The 15,287-nt window shown below is 71.1% G+C and carries 13 protein-coding genes and 1 tRNA gene; 8 read left to right on the top strand and 6 right to left on the bottom strand.

Translation table 11 applies throughout. From position 1 onward, the window contains the following. Positions 1 to 42: 42 nt before the first annotated feature. The 6 genes from ACRQ4B_RS14380 to ACRQ4B_RS14355 all read left to right on the top strand — a co-directional run bounded on the left by ACRQ4B_RS14380 (position 43) and on the right by ACRQ4B_RS14355 (position 6,315). The gene (locus ACRQ4B_RS14380; protein WP_439692092.1) at positions 43 to 1,203 is read left to right on the top strand and encodes an Rv2578c family radical SAM protein; all 1,161 of its coding nucleotides are present in this window, start codon (positions 43 to 45) and stop codon (positions 1,201 to 1,203) included. A 174-nt stretch (positions 1,204 to 1,377) separates the two neighbouring features. Beyond that, on the top strand, positions 1,378 to 2,643 hold the full coding sequence (locus tag ACRQ4B_RS14375) for a sensor histidine kinase (protein ID WP_439692091.1): 1,266 nt from the start codon (positions 1,378 to 1,380) through the stop codon (positions 2,641 to 2,643). Then, positions 2,640 to 3,821 (top strand): hypothetical protein, encoded by a 1,182-nt coding sequence (locus ACRQ4B_RS14370; RefSeq protein WP_439692090.1) that lies wholly within the window; start codon positions 2,640 to 2,642, stop codon positions 3,819 to 3,821. The genes ACRQ4B_RS14375 and ACRQ4B_RS14370 overlap by 4 nt, the downstream gene beginning before the upstream one ends. Next, positions 3,808 to 4,509 carry a response regulator transcription factor gene (locus tag ACRQ4B_RS14365; protein ID WP_439692089.1) on the top strand — a complete coding sequence of 234 codons (702 nt, stop codon included), beginning with the start codon at positions 3,808 to 3,810 and terminating at the stop codon, positions 4,507 to 4,509. The genes ACRQ4B_RS14370 and ACRQ4B_RS14365 overlap by 14 nt, the downstream gene beginning before the upstream one ends. Beyond that, positions 4,509 to 5,135 (top strand): thymidine kinase, encoded by a 627-nt coding sequence (locus ACRQ4B_RS14360; RefSeq protein WP_439692088.1) that lies wholly within the window; start codon positions 4,509 to 4,511, stop codon positions 5,133 to 5,135. The genes ACRQ4B_RS14365 and ACRQ4B_RS14360 overlap by 1 nt, the downstream gene beginning before the upstream one ends. A gap of 136 nt (positions 5,136 to 5,271) precedes the next feature. Next, the gene (locus ACRQ4B_RS14355) at positions 5,272 to 6,315 is read left to right on the top strand and encodes an LLM class flavin-dependent oxidoreductase (protein WP_439692087.1); all 1,044 of its coding nucleotides are present in this window, start codon (positions 5,272 to 5,274) and stop codon (positions 6,313 to 6,315) included. A gap of 158 nt (positions 6,316 to 6,473) precedes the next feature. Here ACRQ4B_RS14355 and ACRQ4B_RS14350 read toward each other — a convergent pair whose 3' ends face one another. The 5 genes from ACRQ4B_RS14350 to ACRQ4B_RS14330 all read right to left on the bottom strand — a co-directional run bounded on the left by ACRQ4B_RS14350 (position 6,474) and on the right by ACRQ4B_RS14330 (position 12,020). Further along, positions 6,474 to 7,094 carry a response regulator gene (locus ACRQ4B_RS14350; protein ID WP_439692086.1) on the bottom strand — a complete coding sequence of 207 codons (621 nt, stop codon included), beginning with the start codon at positions 7,092 to 7,094 and terminating at the stop codon, positions 6,474 to 6,476. Next, the gene (locus ACRQ4B_RS14345; protein WP_439692085.1) at positions 7,091 to 8,116 is read right to left on the bottom strand and encodes a sensor histidine kinase; all 1,026 of its coding nucleotides are present in this window, start codon (positions 8,114 to 8,116) and stop codon (positions 7,091 to 7,093) included. Before ACRQ4B_RS14345 ends, ACRQ4B_RS14350 begins: the two co-directional genes overlap by 4 nt. Positions 8,117 to 8,328: 212 nt before the next feature. After that, positions 8,329 to 8,402, bottom strand: a tRNA-Pro gene (locus tag ACRQ4B_RS14340). Between the two features lie 103 nt (positions 8,403 to 8,505). Next, the gene (locus tag ACRQ4B_RS14335; RefSeq protein WP_439692084.1) at positions 8,506 to 9,462 is read right to left on the bottom strand and encodes a metallophosphoesterase; all 957 of its coding nucleotides are present in this window, start codon (positions 9,460 to 9,462) and stop codon (positions 8,506 to 8,508) included. Next, positions 9,459 to 12,020 carry a transglycosylase domain-containing protein gene (locus ACRQ4B_RS14330; protein WP_439692083.1) on the bottom strand — a complete coding sequence of 854 codons (2,562 nt, stop codon included), beginning with the start codon at positions 12,018 to 12,020 and terminating at the stop codon, positions 9,459 to 9,461. The genes ACRQ4B_RS14335 and ACRQ4B_RS14330 overlap by 4 nt, the downstream gene beginning before the upstream one ends. A gap of 50 nt (positions 12,021 to 12,070) precedes the next feature. Here ACRQ4B_RS14330 and ACRQ4B_RS14325 point away from each other — a divergent pair, with 50 nt between their 5' ends. Further along, positions 12,071 to 12,229, top strand: a complete 159-nt coding sequence (locus ACRQ4B_RS14325) for a hypothetical protein (RefSeq protein WP_022907077.1) — start codon at positions 12,071 to 12,073, stop codon at positions 12,227 to 12,229. Then, on the top strand, positions 12,226 to 12,687 hold the full coding sequence (locus tag ACRQ4B_RS14320) for a RidA family protein (protein ID WP_439692082.1): 462 nt from the start codon (positions 12,226 to 12,228) through the stop codon (positions 12,685 to 12,687). Before ACRQ4B_RS14325 ends, ACRQ4B_RS14320 begins: the two co-directional genes overlap by 4 nt. 78 nt (positions 12,688 to 12,765) lie before the next feature. Here the strand turns inward: ACRQ4B_RS14320 and acs are convergent, their stop codons facing one another. Next, positions 12,766 to 14,718: an acetate--CoA ligase gene (acs, locus tag ACRQ4B_RS14315; protein ID WP_439692081.1), complete on the bottom strand. Its 1,953-nt coding sequence runs from the start codon at positions 14,716 to 14,718 to the stop codon at positions 12,766 to 12,768. Positions 14,719 to 15,287: the final 569 nt, after the last annotated feature.

Here is a 15,287-nt window from a genome sequence, read left to right as displayed (position 1 = left end):
CCGCCGCTTGCGCTGCGTTCGAACGTGTGTTCGAATGACGGCATGCGGTGGAGTGGGCAGGCGATCGATGCCTCGCGGAGCGATGCGCTGCCGGGGCTCGAGTCGAACAGCGGGTTCGTCCGGAGCGTGACGACGCCGGAGTTCGCCGGGGTGACCTTCCACGAGGTCCTGGCGAAGAGCGCCCTGAACCGGGTGCCCTCGGCTGACGGCAGCGGGACGTACGGCTGGACGATCAACCCGTACCGGGGCTGCAGCCATGCCTGCGTGTACTGCTTCGCCCGACCGACGCACACGTACCTCGAGTTCGACGGCGGAGCGGACTTCGACCAGCAGATCGTCGTGAAGACGAACGTGGCCGACGTCCTGCACCGCGAGCTCACGAAGCCGAGCTGGGACCGGCACCCGGTGGCGCTCGGCACGAACACCGACCCGTACCAGCGTGCGGAGGGCAAGTACCGGCTGATGCCCGGGGTCATCCGTGCCCTGGCGGAGTCCGGCACGCCGTTCAGCATCCTGACGAAGGGCACGCTGCTGCGCCGGGACATCCCGCTGCTGGTCGAGGCCGCTCGGTCCGTGCCGGTCGACCTGGCGATGTCGATCGCGGTCTACGACGACGAACTGCAGCAGCAGGTGGAACCGGGCACCCCGACGACGTCGGCGCGTCTGGCGACGGTCCGGGCGATCCGTGACGCCGGACTCGCGTGCTCGGTGTTCCTCATGCCCGTGCTGCCCTACATCACCGACACCCGTGCGCACCTCGACGACGCCATCGGGCGGGCGGCGGCGGCCGGCGCGTCGAGCGTCATGTACTCGGCGCTGCACCTGCGGCCCGGGGTGAAGCCGTGGTGGTTCGCCTGGCTCGAGCGCACCCGGCCGGATCTCGTGCAGCGGTACCGATCGATGTACCTCGACAACACCTACGCCCCGAAGGACTACCGGCGTTGGCTGGCGGAGCGGGTGCGGCCGATCCTCCGGTCGCACGGCATGGGGCTCGGGCGGGTCGACCCGGCCACCGGGTCGATGGGGTTCTCGAACCGTGCCGGTGACCGGTCGGTCCCGAGCCCGGGTGACGGTCGTGACGGTCGGCCGGACGAGCTGGTCGAGCAGTCCGTGCCCGGCACGTCGCCGTTGAAGCGCGCCGACCCCGGGTTCGACTCGCGGTTGACCCCTCGCCCCGCGGCGACGGTGCCGACGCTGTTCTGAGGGGCGCGACGACCGTCGAGCGGGCGCGACGACGGACGCGTTCCGGATGACGCTGGGGATCCGCCGGTCCGCGTTCGGGGGACACCACGGGACGCCGACGTGCCGGTATCATCGACCGGGTCGCCGATCTCCCCGGGATTCGGGGTACACGATCGTCCCAACAGTGGTTGGATCGTGGACGGCGTTCCCATCGTCCGGAAGGACCCCCCACCCGTGCTCGGCATCCCCACGCACCTCGCTCCGCGAGTGAACGCGTGGTCGACCGTGCGCGCCTTCCACGCGGCGGCCATCGGGTCGCTGGCTGCCGCGGCGATCACCCTCGTGCTCTACCGCCTCGCCGATCCGGACGTGCGCATCGTCGGCGGTGTGCTGGCGCTCGTCCCGATGCTCGGGATGATCGCGGTGCACGTGCAGTTCGGCACGTCGCGCTCCGCGGTCGCGTTCCTGCTCGTCGGCGGGGTCTGCGCGTGGTGGTTCGCGGTCGTCGTGCAGCGCGAGGTGCCGGCCGGCTGGGTGGCGTCCTACCTGCTGTCGTTGTCGGTCATCCCGCTCGTGCTCGTCGGCGGCGCCGGTGCCGTCGCCGGCCGGGTGGCGCTGTGGTCGATCGCCGGGTTCGTCGTCGGCCGCGCAGCCACCTCGATCGCGATCCTGCAGGAGGGCGGCCGAGCGCACCCGTTGGTGCTCGCGTGGGTGACGCTCGCGTTCGTGATCGCCCTCGTCCTCTTCACGAGCCGGAACACCGCTCGGTCCGAACGGGTGCAGCCCGAGCTGCTGCGGTCCGCGCGGGAGGAGCACGTGTCCGCGTACCGCGCCGGGGTCGAGGCCGAGGCCGCCGCGATCCTGCACGACACCGTGCTCAACCACCTCGGGGCGATCGCGCTCGCGCCCGACGGGCCCATCGACCCGCAGCTCGCCCGGACCGTCGAGGCCGACGTCGCGATGCTGACCGGCAAGGAGTGGCTGGCCCCCGGGGCGCAGCCGACGCGTCCGGAGCCCGGGGCGGCGATCCGTGCGTTCGAGCACATGGTCGACGAACACCGGGACCTCGGGCTCACCGTCTCGGTGACGGGTGACCCGGCCGCGCTCGGACGACTCGACGACCCTGCCCTGACCGCGGTCCTCCGCGCGGTGGGGCAATGCCTGGCGAACGTCCGGAAGCACGCGGGGACGGACGCCGCCGAGGTGAGCGTCTTCGACGACGGTCTCGCCTGCACCGTGATGGTGGTCGATGACGGCCGGGGCTTCGACGAGTCCGAGACGAGCCCCGACCGGATGGGCCTGCGCGGCTCGGTCCGGGAGCGCATCGGCCGGGTCGGCGGCGACGTGCAGGTCTGGTCGTCGCCCGGGTCGGGCACGAGCGTGATGATGACGGTGCCGTACGCCGCGTCCACCGGGGGAGTGTCGACGGCGGCGCCGGACGGTACGGGAGCGCACCGGTGAGCCGCGCCGACGTGTCCCGCACCGCGCAGCAGTACGACCCGCTCGGCGCGATGGGGTCCCGCCCGCTGGCGATCTTCCTCGGTGCCTGCGGGGTCGTCTGGTCCCTGCTGGTGTCCGTGTTCGACCGCGACGTCGTGGGCAGCCCGACCCTCAGCGCGCTCACCGTGCTGCTCGTCGCGGCGTCCGGCGCGGTGGTGTTCGTCGCGTCGAGTCCCTTCCGTGCGCCGTTCCCGCGGTGGGCGTTCGTGGTGCACGTCGCGCTGCTCGCCGCTGCCACGGTGACGAGCGTCGCTGCGCAGTGGGGACCGGACCGCAGCGCCCTGAACGACTTCATGTCCCTGCTGACCGCGACCGGCATCGTGATGACCGCGCCGTACCGGCCGTGGACCGACCTCGCGGTGGGTGGCGGCGTGCTGGCGGTCGTCGCCGGCGCTGCGTGGGGTGCCGGTGCAGCGGCGTTCCCGCACCACGTCCCCGTGGCGGTGGCGGCCTTCCTCGCGGCGGCGCCGACGCTCGTGCTGACGGCGGCCTCTGCGGTGTTCGCGTGGACGTTCGCCGGGCTGGCCGAGCGGGTGCAGATCCGCGCCGGCTCGTACTCCGTGGAGCGCGCGGAGCGGGACGGCATCGCGGCGAGCGTGCAGCAGGACCGCTCGACGATCCTCGCCCGTGACGTCGCGCCGTTCTTCGCGGAGCTCCGGACGCGCGAGGTCATCACCGACGCCGACCGTGCCCGTGCCCGTGCCATCGCGGACGGCATCCGGCGTTCGATGGTCGCCGACGCCGACCGGACCTGGTTCGAGCACGCGGTGGCGGCGGAGGGCGGGATCGTCGCGCCCGGCGTCGCCGTGCCCGCCGGCACCACGGCCGTCGTGGACGACCCGGACGGCCTGATCGCGACCCTCGACGCCGACCAGCGCACCGTGGTGCGGACGTTCCTCCGCGCGGCGCTGCGGGCACGGACGGTCGACCCGGCGGGGTTCCGCGCGACGATCGGCCGCACCCCGGACGCGCCGGACCGGGTGACGGTGTCGATCGACCTCGCCGTCGCCGACTCGGACGTCGGCATCCACCGCACCTTCGACCCGTACTTCGCGGTCCTCCGCGTGACCTTCCCCGACCTGGACGTCGCCGTCCGACCCTCCGCCCTCGCACTAAGGTTCTCCTATGACCAGCACTGACCCGAGCCGGATCACGGAGGGCATGCCCGCCCTCCCGAACCCGGGGACACGACGCGTGCGGCTGGCGATCCTCGACGACCACGAGGTGCTGTTGGACAGCCTGTCGAGCTGGATCGCGGTGAACGCCTTCGACTTCGACCTCGCCCTGACGGCCCACACGTGGCTCGAGATGGTGCACAGCGAGAACTTCCCGACGGACCTGGTGTTCCTCGACTTCCAGTTGAAGGAACCCGTGTCGATCGAGGCCCGCGTGCGCACCTGCCGTGCCGCCGGCGCGAAGGTGATCGTCCTGTCGAGCGTCGACAGCCGAGAGTCCCGCGACCGTGCGCTCGCCGCCGGCGCCGCCGCGTTCCTGTCGAAGTCGCTGCCGATGCGCGAGGTCATGGACGTCGCGCGCGAGATCATGGGCGTCGCCCGGGACACCCCGCCGCAGCGCGACTGGCGTCCGCTGCCGACGGGCGCGAACGCGCACCAGCGGCCGAAGCTCAGCCACGGCGAGGAAGAGGCGCTGCGGCTGTACGTGTCGGGGTACTCGACGAACGAGGTCGCCGCGCAGATGAACGTGCAGTACGAGACCGCGAAGACCTACCTCCGCCGGGTCCGCGAGAAGTACAGCAAGGTGGGCCGCCCTGCGTCGAAGAAGTCCGACCTGATCCGCCGCGCCGCCGAGGACGGGTTCCTCGCGTAGTGGCGAAGCTCTACTTCCGGTACGGCGCGATGAACAGCGGCAAGAGCACCGGGTTGCTGCAGGCCGCCTACAACTACGAGGAGCGCGGTCACCGTGTCCTGCTCGCGAAGCCGTCGGTGGACACCAAGGGCGACCGGGAGATCGTGTCGCGGCTCGGCGTCACCCGGACCGTGGACATCGTCTTCACGCCCGACGCCGACGTCCGTGACGCCGTGACGACCGCCGGCGCGACCGACCCCGAGTCCGGTCGGCTGGACGGCATGGTCCGTCCGGTCAGCTGCGTCCTGGTGGACGAGGCGCAGTTCCTGACGCCCCGGCAGGTCGACGACCTGCTCCGGATCGCCGTCCTCGACGAGGTGCCGGTGATCGCCTACGGCATCCGCACCGACTTCCGCACCGAGGCGTTCCCCGGGAGCGCCCGGCTGCTCGAGGTCGCGCACTCCCTCGAGGAGCTCAAGACCATCTGCCGCTGCGGTCGCAAGGCGGTCTTCAACGCCCGCAAGGTCGACGGCCGGTTCGTCTTCGACGGGTCGCAGGTGGCGATCGACGGCGTCGACGTCACCTACGAGTCGCTGTGCGCGAACTGCTACCTGACGGAGTCCGGCGGACGTCTCGACGGCGACTGACCGCCTGCCCTGGGTGCGACCCGCGGGTCGCGTCGTGCGCAGGTGACGGCCGGGAGGCGCGGGGCGGGCCCGCACCGCGCCTCCCGTCCGTCGGGCGGTCCGGAATGCCGGTGCGCCGGGTGGCGTTGGTGCCCACATGAGCGACGCATCCGTGCACCTGTCCGTCCTCGACCTGGCGACCCGAGAGTACGGCCAGTCCAACACCGAAGCCCTGCAGGGCTCCATCGACATGGCGGTGCACGCCGAGAAGCTCGGCTACGAACGCTTCTGGGTCGCCGAGCACCACGGCATGCCCGGCATCACCTCGTCGGCGCCCGCGGTGCTCCTCAGCGCGGTCGGGGCTGCGACGTCCACGATCCGGATCGGTTCCGGTGGCGTGATGCTGCCGAACCACGCGCCACTCGTGATCGCGGAGCAGTTCGGCACGCTCCGGGCGTTGTACGGCGACCGGGTCGACCTCGGGCTCGGACGCGCGCCGGGCACCGACGGCGCGACCGCGATGGCGCTCCGCCGCACCGACCGCCTCGACGTCGACGACTTCCCGGACCGGCTGGCGGACCTGATCGGCTTCTTCACCGGGATGGACGCGGACAACCCGCTCTCCCGCATCCGCGCGGTGCCCGGGTACGGGGACGTGCCGGAGTTCTGGCTGCTCGGGTCCTCCGGGTACAGCGCCCAGGTCGCGGGCGCGCTCGGCGTCTCGTTCGCCTTCGCGCACCACTTCGCCTCGGACAACACCGAGGCGGCGCTCGCGCTGTACCGGGACTCGTTCCGGCCCTCGCGCTTCCGGCAGACGCCGAACGCGCTCATCGGCGTGCAGGTCGTGACGGACGAGGACCCGGCGGTCATCGAGGAGCAGAGTGCCCCCGGCATGATCTCGTTCATCCGGATGCGGCAGGGGGCGAAGCCCGAGCCGGTCTCGATGGAGGAGGCCCGAGCGTACGAGTTCAGCGACCTCGAGCGGCGGTTCATCGCGGCGCGCACCGAGCGGCAGGCCTACGGCAGCGCCGACGAGGTCGCGGCGAAGATCAACGCGCTGGTCGAGTCGACCGGGGCGGACGGCGTGATCGTCGCACCGGGGGCTGCGCAGGCGCGGTACCGGCACCAGGCGCTCGACGTCGTCGCCAGGCTGCACGCGGCGGGGCGGCTCGTGCGTGCGGGGGCCGGCGCCGCCGTGTAGCGCCGGGTGCGGGCGCGCGTGCGTTCGTGCTCGTGGGGGCGCGCGGTGCGCGTGCTCGTGCGCGTGCTCGTGCTCGTGCTCGTGCACTTGGTGAGCAGGAATCGTCGGGTCGTCGTGGACGACCCGACCACTGCTGCTCACGAAGCGCGTCGGACGGGTCAGGCGAGCAGCCCGAGGCGGCCCGCGGTGGCGATCGCGGCGACCCGGGACCCCACGTCGAGCTTCCGGAACACGTTGTAGACGTGCCGCTTCACCGTGCCGACCGCCAGGCCGAGGTCCGAGGCGATCTCGGCGTTCGACCGTGCGGCCGCGATGAGCCGCAGCACCTCGAGCTCGCGGTCACTGAGTGGTGAGCCGGCCCGTGCCTCGGTGACGAGGTCGATCGGGAACGTCACCGGTGCGGCGTCGGTGCTCGTGGCCCGCACGATGCGGTCGACGAGTTCACGGCTCGGGGTGTCCTTCGTGACGAAGTCCACGGCGCCCGCGTCGAGGAGCGCCCGACGGAGCACGGCGTCGCGGTGCATGGTCAGCACGACCACGGCGATGCCGGGGTGGTTGCGTCGCACTGTGGCGATGGTGGTCCGCGCCGGGGGACCGTCGAGCTCGACGTCGAGGAGCAGCACGTCGATCGCCGCCGCCTCGGGGGAGTCGAGCACGTCGGCGGGCCGCTCGCCGTGCGCGAGGACGCGGATGGTGGGGACGGACGACAGGATCGTCGCCAGACCCTCGCGGAAGAGACGGTGGTCGTCGACGATCGCGACGTGGGTGACGCCGGTCACCGTGCACCCGCCGGGATCGTCAGGCGGACCGTGGTGCCCTCGCCGGGGGTGCTCTCGACAGCGAGCACTGCGCCGATGAGGCCCGCTCGTTCGCGCATCGTGAGCTGTCCGAGCCGACCGTCCGCGGCTGCGCTCGTGTCGAAGCCGGGGCCGTCGTCGGCGACCGTGACGGTGACCGCGCTGCCGGTCCAGTCGAACCGGACCGTCGCCGTCGAGCCGGACGCGTGCTTCCGCCAGTTCGTGAGTGCCTCGAGCAGGATGGTGAGGGCTTCTTCGGCCTTCCAGTTCGGCAGTGCGACGGGTGTGCCGGTCGACACGAGTCCGATGGCGCTCTCTGCCGGGAAGAGGTCCTTCGCGTGGCGGGCGAGCGCGGCGTCGAGGTCGTCGTCGCCGACCCGGGCGTGCAGCGAGACCGCCAGGTCCTGGACCTCACCGAGGGCGCTCCGCAGCAGCCGCGCGGCGTCCTCGAGCTGTGCCGTCCGCGCCGGCGCGGGCGGGTCTGTCAGGAGCGTGAGGTCGATCCGCTGCAATCCGGCGAGGATGCCGTGCGCCACCCGGTCGTGCAGGTCACGCGCGATCTGCGTGCGGGAGTCCATGTGCGCCGTCGTGACGCGCTGCCGGAGCGCTTCCGTGTAGGCGATGGCCCCCGCGGGGAAACGGCTCCAGATGCCGGCGTGCAGGGCTCTCGTGGCGCGCAGGACGTCGGCGGTGCTGACGGCTCCGACCTCGTCGACGAACACGGGCAGGTACGCGTCGAAGAGCACCTCGGCAGCGAGCATCGCGCCGGCCGGGTGCTGGGCGTGCTCGGCGTGGAGTGCTCCGGTGGCGAGGTGCGCCGGGTCCAGGTACGCGTCGCTGACCACGCTGGACTCGGCGCCGGCGGCGTAGCGCTCGTGCGCCTCGGTGACCATCGACGTGACGTTCTCGAGCAGGCTCTGCGCCATCGCGGGGTCGTCTGCGAGTTCGGGAAAGCGCGCACCGATCTGCGCGAGGACGGAGGCGAGCGGCGCGGGGATGTCCATGGCGGATCGAGCGTATCCCGGCGTGGTCCGGCGGGAGATCGTCACGCGATCGGGATGTACCCGAGGACACAGTGCTGGTGGACGCAGTGCCCGTGGACGCAGTGCCCGTGGGCACGGCCCCCGTGGGCACGGTGCCCGTGTTCGCGGTGCACACAGCAGAAGGCCCTGGTTCCGGAGAACCAGGGCCTTCGTCGTACTGTCTCAACACAGTGTCGGGGTGACAGGATTTGAACCTGCGACCTCCTCGTCCCGAACGAGGCGCGCTACCAAGCTGCGCCACACCCCGCGGTGTGATCACTCCGTGGCCGGAGCAACCCTGGAAGTCTATCCGATGATCGGGTGTGCTCGTGACCATCGAGCGAACTCCCGGGCGCGTCGCTGCGCCGGGGTCACTCCGTGCGGGCGGTCAGCGTGACGACGACGGCCTCGGGTCGGCAGGAGAACCGCACCGGCGCGTAGATCGACGTGCCGAGCCCCGCCGAGACCTCGAGCCAGGACCAGTGCCCGCGGTGCTGCCACTTGTGCAGCCCGCTGACGTACCGGCGCGGCAGGTCGCAGTTCGTGACGAGTGCCCCGACACCGGGGACCTGGACCTGGCCGCCGTGGGTGTGCCCGGCGAAGACGATGTCCGCGCCCTGGGTGACGAACGCGTCGAGGACCCGGCGGTACGGCGCGTGCGTGATGCCGATCGCGACGGGGGAGGGACCGTCCTCGTCCTCCGACCACGGCACGTCGCTGCGCATCTCGTCGACGTTGGTGGGCAGGAGGTCGAGCCGGTCCCAGCCGCGGTGCGCGTCGGACGTGCCGAAGAGCTCGAAGCGGGACCCGCGGAGCTCGATGGCGTGCGCGCGGTCGTTGACGTCGAGCCAGCCGAGCGACTCGAAGAACGCGGTCTGCCGGTCGATGTCGAGCTCGACCGGGCGCCGTTCGGCGTGCATCGTGCTCGGGCCGGAGAAGTACTTGAAGGGGTTGCGCGGCGACGGACCGTAGAAGTCGTTCGACCCGTGCGCGAAGGCGCCGGGCACGCCCCGGAACGGCTCGAGCGCGTACTCCACCGCGGCGTTGGCGGTCGGGTGGCCGAGGTTGTCGCCGGTGTTCACGATGAAGTCCGGCTCGACCAGGCTCAGGTCGCGCAGCCACTGCTGCTTGTCGGCCTGCCACGGCGCCATGTGGATGTCGGACAGGTGCAGGACCACCACGTCGCGCGATCCGGGCGGGAGCACCGGGACGGTCTCCCACCGGATGCCGAAGCGGCGACGCTCGACGAGGGAACCCCACGCCGCCGTCGCCGCCCCGACGGCCGCGCCCGCTGCGAGGACCCCGACAGCGGCGCGACCACGGGTCACTTGCACTTCTCCGGTGCCTTGCCGTCCTTGTCGCCGTACAGCTTGACCTTGACGTCGGAGTCGCGTGCAGCCGTCATCCCGGGCCCGGGAGCGATCGCGGCGACCAGGCACTCCTTGTCACCGCCGCCCTTCGCGTACTCGTCGAGGACCTCGACGCTGCCGAGACCCGCGTTGCCGAACTCGGCTCGGGCGTCCTGGATGGACTTCCCGCGCACGTCCGGCACGGTCACCTGCGAGCCGTCGGTGGTGTACACCGTCACGCTCGAGCCGCTGGACAGCAACGACCCGGCAGCCGGCGACGTCGACGAGACGGTCCCGGGGGTGCCCCCGCCGGCCTGTACGCCGCCGTCGACGTAGGTGAACCCAGATGCGGCGAGGGTCGCCTTCGCGTCCGCTGCGCTCTTGCCGGCCACGTTCGGCACGGCTTTGCTGTTGCCGCGTAGCGCCGAGGCCGACGGGTCGGTGAAGGGCCCGGCCGGGTAGAGCGCGTTGAGCGGCGTCTGCGCCTGGCGCCAGACATCGGCACGGGCGCCCGCGTAGGTCCCGTTCACGCCGTTGTAGTAGTGACGGAGGTTGTTCTTGCCGCCGTCGGTGTTGCCCTGCCAGTAGGCCGTGGCGACGCGCGTGCTCCCGCCGACGAGCCAGATCTGGTCGGCGTCGTCCGTGGTGCCGGTCTTGCCGAACAGCTGGGTGCCGTCGTAGGTCTGCGCACCGACCGCGGTGCCGCCGGAGATCGTGCGCTTCATGGCGTAGACCGCGGACTGTGCGACGGACGGGTCGACGACCTGCTTGCACGTCTTCGGCTGTCCACCGAGCTTCTTGCCGTCGGCGTTCGTGACCTGGTCGATCGCGATCGGGGCGCAGAAGGTGCCGTTGTTGGCGATGCCGGCGTACGCGGCGGCCATGGTCAGCGGTGCGATGTTGTTCGTACCGAGGATCGACGACGGGTACGAGTTCAGCTCGGTCTTGTCGTCACCGGAGTGCACGCCGAAGTCCTCGGCGGTCTGCTTGATGTCGCAGAGGTCGAGCTTCGCACCCATCGACGCGAAGGCGGCGTTCACCGAGGCAGCGGTCGCGGCGATGACGGTGAAGTTGCCCTTCTCGCCGATCGAGTCGTTCTTCGGTGCCCAGTTCGTGTACGTCGGCTCGCCACAGTGCTGCCACACGGGGGTGTTGTGCGGCGTGCCGTTGACGACCTCGTTCAGACCGTGCCCGGCCTTGAGCCAGTCGAGCAGCGTGAACACCTTGTACGTCGAACCGACCTGGAAGCCGATGCCGCCGCCGTACTTCTTGTCGACGCTGTAGTTGATCGACGTGGACGTCGGCGGGGACTGTAGGGACTGGTCGTAGTCCTTGTTCTGCGCCATCGTCAGGATCCGGCCGGTACCGACCTCGACCGAGTCGAAGGCGGCTCCGAGCTTGAACGCGGTCTCGGCCTTGTTGTCGTAGGTGTTGAGGACCTGCTTCTGGGTGGCGTTGGCGTCGATGTCCAGCGTGGTCTGGATCGTGTAGCCACCGTTGCGCCAGGCGGTGTCGCGTTCCTTCTGCGTGGCACCGAGCTGGGTCATCTCCTTGACGACCTGCACGGCGTAGTCGCAGAAGAACTGCGAGCCGTCGCCGACCGATGCCTTGCAGCCCTGCGACGGCTGGGTCAGGTGGACGTAGTCCTTCGGGTTCGACGCGACGGCCTGGTCGTACTCGGCCTTCGTGAGGTGCTTCTGCGCGTACATCGACTTGAGGATGACGTTGCGGCGCGCGACGTTGGCGTCGTAGTACTTCGGGTTCGACAGGTTGCGCGTGTTCGGGGACTGCACGATCGCGAGGATCGAGGCGGCCTCGGCCGGCGTGAGGTCGGTCGCGCTCTTGTTGTAGTAGTGCTGCGCCGCGGCCTGCACGCCGTAGGTCTGGTCGCCGAAGTACGCGATGTTGAGGTACCCGGTGAGGATCTCCTTGTGGGTGTACTTCTTCGCGAGGCCGATCGCGAGCTTCATCTCCTCGAGCTTGCGGGGGATGGTCTGCTCGACGGCGTCGTTGTAGGCCTTGAGGCGCTCTTCCTGCGTGGGCAGCTCGAGGGCCTGGTTCATCTTGATGTTGCGCACGAGCTGCATCGTCAGCGTCGAGCCACCGCCGGACTCACCGAGCCCGCCGGCGAGCGAGCCGACGCCCGCGCGCACCAGCGAGGTCATGTCGACGCCGCCGTGGTCGTAGAAGCGCTTGTCCTCGCCGTCGATGGCCGCGTTCTTCAGCTGGTCGCTGATCTGGTCGAACTTGAGCTCCTGACGGTTCTGGTCGTAGACCGTCGCGAAGTGCACGCTCTTGCCGCCCTGGTACGCGTACAGCTCGTTGCGCTGCGGGAGGTCACCGATCTCGATGTACTCCGGCAGCGACTCGAACACACCGATCGTCGACGTCGTCGTGACACCGGCGACCGCGATCGCGGGGGTGACCCCGATCGTGACGAGCAGACCGGCGAGCACACTGAAACCGACGAATCCGACGAAGGCGCCGACTGCAGAGACGGGCTTGGTCCGCGAGGCAGACGTCTTCTGGGCAGACATAGGATGCAGCCTAAACGACACCGCCGACTGAAAGGCTGGCAAGGATCTCCATGACTCGCTGGGAATACCTCACGACCCCGTTGATCATCCACAACACCACCGCCATCCTCAACAACTTCGGGGACGAGGGCTGGGAGCTGGTCCAGGTCGTCACCGGACCGGAGGGCGGACTCGTCGCCTACCTGAAGCGCCCGAAGGCCGACGCGTGAGCGTCGCGGAGCGACTCGCGGAGCTCGGGCTGACGATCCCGTCGGTCGCCGCGCCGGTCGCCGCGTACGTCCCGGCGGTCGTGACCGGCCGGTACGTCTACACGGCCGGCCAACTGCCGTTCGTCGACGGCGCGCTGCCCGTCACCGGCAAGGTCGGCGCCTCGGTCGACGCCGAGACCGCCACCGCCGAGGCGCGGACGGCCGCGCTGAACGCCCTCGCCGCGGTGGAGTCGGTCGCCGGGTCGCTCGACCGGGTCGCCCGGGTCGTCAAGGTCACCGTGTTCGTCGCCAGCGACCCGACCTTCACCGGGCAGCCTGGCGTTGCCAACGGCGCGTCCACCCTGGTCGGCGAGGTGTTCGGCGACGCCGGCGTCCACGCGCGCAGCGCGGTGGGCGTCGCCGTGCTCCCGCTGGACGCGCCGGTCGAGGTCGAGCTGGTGGTCGAACTCGCCGACTGACGGGCCGTCAGCGGCGCGAACGACGCGAGCCGCGCCTCCCGGCGGATCTGCCTGGAGGCGCGGCTCGCGTCGTCCCTGCTACACGAGTTCGGCGATGGTCGCCATGATCGTCGGGTCGGCGAGCGTCGTCGTGTCGCCGATGCGGCGACCCTCCGCGGCGTCGCGGAGGAGGCGACGCATGATCTTGCCGGAGCGGGTCTTCGGAAGCTCCGGGACGACCACGACCTGCCGGGGCTTCGCGATCGCACCGATCCGCTTGCCGACCCAGTCCCGCAGCTCGGTCGCCGCGGCGTCCCGGTCGACACCGGCGGCTGCCTCGGCCGTCAGGATCACGAACGCGACGACCGCCTGACCGGTGGTCTCGTCCGCCGCGCCGACGACGGCGGCCTCGGCGACGCCCTCGTGCCCGACCAGCGCGGACTCGATCTCGGCGGTCGACAGCCGGTGTCCGGACACGTTCATGACGTCGTCCACCCGGCCCTGCACCCAGATGTCGCCCTGCCCGTCGAGTCGGGCACCGTCACCGGCGAAGTAGCGGCCGGGGAACCGTGACCAGTACGTCTCGACGAAGCGGTCCGGGTCGCCCCAGATGCCGCGGGCCATCGACGGCCAGGGCTCCGTGATGGTGAGGTAGCCGCTCTGCCCGGGGTCGGCGCGGTTGCCGTCGTCGTCGACGATCTCGGCGACGATGCCGGGCAGCGGGGTCTGGGCGGCGCCGGGCTTGAGCTTCGTGACGCCGGGGAGGGCGGAGATCATGATCGCGCCGGTCTCGGTCTGCCACCACGTGTCGACGATCGGCGTCCGGTCGTGGCCGATGACCTGCCGGTACCACTGCCAGGCCTCGGGGTTGATCGGTTCGCCGACGCTGCCGAGGAGCCGCAGGGTCTCGAGGCTGCGGGCCTCTGGGATCTCGCGTCCGGCCTTCATCGCCGCGCGCACCGCGGTCGGTGCGGTGTACAGGACGGTCACGCCGTACGCGTCCACCAGGTCCCACCAGCGACCCGGCTTCGGCTCGTCGGGGGTGCCCTCGTACAGGACCTGCGTCACGCCGTTCGCGAGGGGGCCGTAGACGACGTAGGAGTGCCCGGTGATCCACCCGATGTCGGCGGTGCACCAGTAGACGTCCTTCTCCGGGTGCATGTCGAAGACGTTCTTGTGCGTGTAGGCCGCCTGCGTCAGGTACCCGCCGGAGGTGTGCACGATGCCCTTCGGCTTCCCGGTGGTGCCCGAGGTGTAGAGGATGAAGAGGGGGTTCTCGGCGGGGAAGGCCTGCGCCTCGTGCGTGGCGTCCGCCTTCGCCAGTTCGTCGTGCCACCACAGGTCACGGTCGGTCCAGGCGATCTCGTTGCCGCCGCGCTTGACGACGAGCACGTGCTCGACGCTGTCGGTGCCGTCCCCGGTGAGTGCTTGGTCGACCGCGGGCTTGAGCGGGGAGACCGCCCCGCGCCGCCAGCCGCCGTCCGCGGTGACGACGAGCTTCGCGCCGGCGTCCTCGATGCGGGCACGGAGGCTCTCGGCGCTGAACCCGCCGAACACCACGGAGTGCACCGCGCCGATCCGGGCGACGGCGAGCATCGTGACGACGGCCTCGGGGATGAGTGGCAGGTAGACGACGACGCGGTCGCCTCGGGTCACCCCGAGGGATTCGAGCATGTTCGCGGCGCGCTGCACCTCGGCGGTCAGCTCGGCGTAGGTGATCCGCCGGGTGTCGCCCGGGGCACCCTCGAAGTGGATGGCGACCCGGTCGCCGTTGCCGGCCCGCACGTGGCGGTCGAGGCAGTTCTCGGCGACGTTGAGCGTGCCGTCGGCGAACCACTTCGCGAACGGGGCGCCGGACCAGTCCAGGGTCTGCGTGAACGGCGTGCGCCAGTCGAGCAGGCTGCGGGACTGCTCCGCCCAGAACGCCTCGCGGTCGGCGGCGGCGGCCTCGTGGAGGTCCTCGTGCGCGATCGCGTCGGCGACGAACTCCGGCGGAGGCGGGAACGTCGCTCCGTCGTCGTTGCGGGGGTCGGTCTGGGTCGGTGTGGACATCGATGTCCTTTCGCGTCGTTGCGGTCGCAGGGAGCAGCCGTCGCGGGGACTGCGGTGCGCAGCCGTCGTCCCGGCCGTGCTGCAGCCGTCGTCGCGGCGGAAGCGTGCAGTCGGAGACTACCCCCGGCCCGGACGGGGTGGCGGCACCGGGGTGCTCCCAGCCCGGGCGGGGTGGCGGCACCATGGCTGCGGCGCCGGAGGACGGTGCGGCGACGCGCGGCGCGCCCGGAAGTCGTGTCGGGGGTTGCCCGGTGGGGCCGTTCATGGGGTACAGTAGATCCCGCTGGACTTGTTTCCGGCGGCAACGGTTCGGATTCCCCCCAATCCACCGATGTCATGGCGGCACCTGTTCCCCCCAACCGGTGCCGCCTCTTCTGTTTTCCGGGTCCGATCGCCCGAGCCTGTGTGATCCTGCACCGCACCACATCCGGTCGATCCGCATGGACATGCCGAACGGTGGACAGACCTGTCCATGCTCTTGCATGGAATCGGCGAGCGGTGACCAGGCATGGTGTTGCGTTCGCCACCAGTCGCCCGTGGGCGCGCCGTGGGCCGAGACGCCGTTCCGC

It is taken from the genome of Curtobacterium sp. SP.BCo, from assembly GCF_051903265.1.
Taxonomy (GTDB): domain Bacteria; phylum Actinomycetota; class Actinomycetes; order Actinomycetales; family Microbacteriaceae; genus Curtobacterium.
Note: the sequence above shows the minus strand (reverse complement) of the source record. Positions and strands in the feature narration are given on the sequence as shown.

Bases quoted from the DNA above. Each gene is read 5' to 3' on its own strand.
- ACRQ4B_RS14380 (WP_439692092.1), top strand. From the start codon at position 43: ATGCGGTGGAGTGGGCAGGCGATCGATGCCTCGCGGAGCGATGCGCTG.
- ACRQ4B_RS14365 (WP_439692089.1), top strand. From the start codon at position 3,808: ATGACCAGCACTGACCCGAGCCGGATCACGGAGGGCATGCCCGCCCTC.
- ACRQ4B_RS14355 (WP_439692087.1), top strand. From the start codon at position 5,272: ATGAGCGACGCATCCGTGCACCTGTCCGTCCTCGACCTGGCGACCCGA.
- ACRQ4B_RS14345 (WP_439692085.1), bottom strand. From the start codon at position 8,116: ATGGACATCCCCGCGCCGCTCGCCTCCGTCCTCGCGCAGATCGGTGCG.
- ACRQ4B_RS14330 (WP_439692083.1), bottom strand. From the start codon at position 12,020: ATGTCTGCCCAGAAGACGTCTGCCTCGCGGACCAAGCCCGTCTCTGCA.
- ACRQ4B_RS14325 (WP_022907077.1), top strand. From the start codon at position 12,071: ATGACTCGCTGGGAATACCTCACGACCCCGTTGATCATCCACAACACC.
- acs (WP_439692081.1), bottom strand. From the start codon at position 14,718: ATGTCCACACCGACCCAGACCGACCCCCGCAACGACGACGGAGCGACG.